The 1505-nt window shown below is 68.3% G+C and carries 2 protein-coding genes; one reads left to right on the top strand and one right to left on the bottom strand.

Annotated elements, in window-relative coordinates; all coding sequences use genetic code 11:
• Positions 1-132 (bottom strand): Lrp/AsnC family transcriptional regulator (locus ACR2JA_RS08575; RefSeq protein ID WP_434008674.1); only part of this gene is annotated, 132 nt, incomplete at its 3' end.
• 105 nt (positions 133-237) lie between these two features.
• Between ACR2JA_RS08575 and ACR2JA_RS08570 the strand changes: the two genes are divergently transcribed.
• A partial coding sequence (locus ACR2JA_RS08570; RefSeq protein WP_434008673.1) for a proline dehydrogenase family protein occupies positions 238-1505 on the top strand: 1268 nt, incomplete at its 3' end.

Below are 1505 nucleotides of genomic sequence, written 5' to 3'. Positions count from 1 at the left end.
GCGCGCCAGCACGGCGGTGGGCGACAGCGCGATCGCCTCGGCCAGCTTGAGGTTGGAGATGCGCCCGTCGGCCTGCAGAACGTTCAGGATGCGCAGGTCGATGCGGTCGAGTTCGGGTGTGATATCGCTCATGTCTAGTGAATTATCCGGTTTGAAGCCAAAAATCAGCGAAAAATTCATCGATGGCTTCTTCAAACTTCGGGCATTCACTGTTCTGTCCCATTCAGGAGACCCGCCATGCCCCGCACCACCGACCGCCTGCCCTTCCCCTACCGGCCCGAGGCCGAGACCGTGGCCCAGCGCCTGGCCGCCTTGCAGGGTGCGCTGGATTGGGCGGCCGTCGCCCAGGTGGCCGCGCCCTGGGTACGCGCGGTGCGCGAGAACCCACCGCCGTTCTGGGCCATGGAAAGCCTGCTCAAGGAGTACCCGATCTCCAGCGCCGAGGGCTTGGCCCTGATGCGCCTGGCCGAGGCCCTGCTGCGCGTTCCTGATGCCGAGACCGCTATTGCGCTGACCGCTGACCAGCTGGGCCGCGCCGACTTCGACGGCGCGGTCGACTCGACGCTGGCGCGCCTGTCGTCGACGGCCATCGCCATGTCCAAGCATTTCTTGCCCGAGTCCGGCCACGAGCCAGGCCTGATGGCCAAACTCGGCGCGCGCACCGTGGTGGCCGCCACGCTGCGCGCGGTGCAGCTGCTGGGCCGCCAATTCGTGCTGGGCCAGACCATCGGCGAGGGCATGAAGGAGGCGACAGCGGCCCGCAAAAAGCAGGCCAACCTCCAGGTTCCGCCGCCGGGCCGCCCCAAGGCGGAACACGCCCCCTTGGGGGGCAGCGACCCGCGCAGCGGTGGAGCGTGGGGGCTCTGGTTCAGCTACGACATGTTGGGCGAAGGCGCGCGCACCGCGGCCGACGCGCTGCGCTACCAGGTCAGCTACGAAAACGCCATCGCCGCCATCGCCCAGGGCGCCGACCCGGCGCGCCACCCGGCGCAGAACGACGGCATCTCGATCAAGCTCAGCGCCCTACATCCGCGCTACGAAGACGCGCAACACGAGCGCGTCATGAACGAGCTGGTGCCCCGCGTGTGGACGCTGTGTCGCGCCGCGGCCGCGGCCAACCTGAACCTGACCATCGACGCCGAAGAGGTGGACCGGCTCGAACTTTCGCTGGACGTGTTCGAGGCCCTGGCCGCGCTGGTGGCCGAACACTGCCCGCGCTGGGAAGGCCTGGGCCTGGCCATGCAGGCTTACCAGACCCGTGCGGTGGAGCTGATCGCGCACATCGCGGCGCTGGCCCGGCAATACAAGATCAAGTTCATGTGCCGCCTGGTCAAGGGCGCCTACTGGGACGCCGAGATCAAGCGCGGGCAAGAACAGGGCCTGCCCGCCTACCCGGTGTTCACCCACAAGCACCACACCGACGTGAGCTACCTGGCCTGCGCCAAGGCCCTGCTGGACGCGCCCGACGCGATCTTTCCACAGTTCGCCACGCACAACGCGGGCAC

Origin of the sequence: Hydrogenophaga sp. (genome assembly GCF_051007235.1) — a bacterium.
Taxonomy (GTDB): Bacteria; Pseudomonadota; Gammaproteobacteria; order Burkholderiales; family Burkholderiaceae_C; genus Hydrogenophaga.
The sequence above is the reverse complement of the archived record's forward strand: the minus strand, read 5'-3'. Positions and strand labels throughout refer to the sequence as shown.